Source organism: Staphylococcus sp. EG-SA-2 (assembly GCF_017152085.1).
The window spans coordinates 1-1,382 of record NZ_JACYHC010000782.1 but is presented as its reverse complement, the minus strand read 5'-3'; the positions used below and the strand labels follow the sequence as shown (position 1 = coordinate 1,382).

Annotated in this window: 2 protein-coding genes; both read right to left on the bottom strand. The window is 32.0% G+C overall.

Going from position 1 to position 1,382, the window contains the following annotated elements; genetic code table 11:
* Positions 1-173 (bottom strand): MepB family protein (locus IDG60_RS14135; protein ID WP_206160824.1); only part of this gene is annotated, 173 nt, incomplete at its 3' end.
* A gap of 103 nt (positions 174-276) precedes the next feature.
* A partial coding sequence (locus IDG60_RS14130) for an MATE family efflux transporter (protein ID WP_206160823.1) occupies positions 277-1,382 on the bottom strand: 1,106 nt, incomplete at its 5' end.

The window sequence follows — 1,382 nt, the reverse complement described above, 5'->3', positions numbered from 1 at the left end:
ACAAAATACCCTGCTTTAGTCGGTGTTTTCTTAGCTAACCTACTTTGATATGTTTCCTCTTTAAAGCTAAATGTTAATGCTTCGTAATCTTGATTATATTTTTCTTCAGTTAAATCTTTAACTTCTGATTCTTCACTAAAAATATATTTCAACAGTATTTTAGATTTGTACATATGCCAATCTCACTTTATTTTTTCATAATCGTATCATATATTTATTTTTTTCGAAAAATACCCTTCCGACCGAAATATACTCAGCCAGAAGTGTACGAAATATTTAACCTTCTATTAATTCAGATGTATCAACTGTCAAACGATCACGTAATAAATAAACGATTAACATTGCTGCTAAAGCACAAAGTGACTCAGCAATTAATAATGACCAAATGACACCTGTTAGTCCAAACAAAGCATTCATAATAAATAATACTGGAATGATAATCGCACCTTGTAAAATGGCCATAATTGTAGCACCACGACCTTGCCCAGTCGCTTGAAGCATACCAGTAAACAAGAAACCTATACCATTTAATAATAATGATGCCATTGTTACTTTCAAAATAAATGTCGCCATCTCAACAATGGCTTGATCAGTAGTAAATAGTCCGACCATATGATGTCCAATTGTAAATACAGCAATCATACATACAACAAAGATAACGCCGATAGACATGATAACTGCTTTGATAACGTCTTTCATACGGCCTTTATTTGCCATAAAGTTATATGCAATTAGTGGTACAACACCTTCACATAATCCCATGATAATAAGTTCTGGAAATTGCACAAGTCTAAATGAGATACCATAACTTGCAATCGCGAAGTTTCCATAATGTGCTAAAAATAAATTTAAAACTAATCCTGTGAATCCCATTAAGATACTCATTAAAAATGCAGGAATACCTATTTTAAAGATTTCAGAAAGCATTTCTTTATTAGGTTTCGCAAGTTTAATATTAACTGACACAACGTCACTATTTTTCATAAAATAAATGATAAAGAACAGAGCAGCAGCAACATTACTGATTGCAGTACCCAAAGCTGCACCAACAACGTTTAAATCAAAACCAAAAATTAAAATTGGATCTAAAATAATATTTAAGCCTACACTAGCTAACATACCAATCATAGAAATCATTGGTGCCCCAATTGCACGTGCAAATTGTTCTAATATGAAGAACAAAATTACAAAAGGTGCACTTAAAAACATTACTTTCAAATAATTACTTGTTAAAGCTAACGTTTCACCTCTCGCTCCTAAAATTGCTGCGATTTGATCACTGAATGGTAAAGTAACTAAAATCACGATAAGTCCTAGTGCAATACCACCATAAATAGAGAAACTACTTACAAATTTACTCTTACTATAGTCTTTCGCACCTA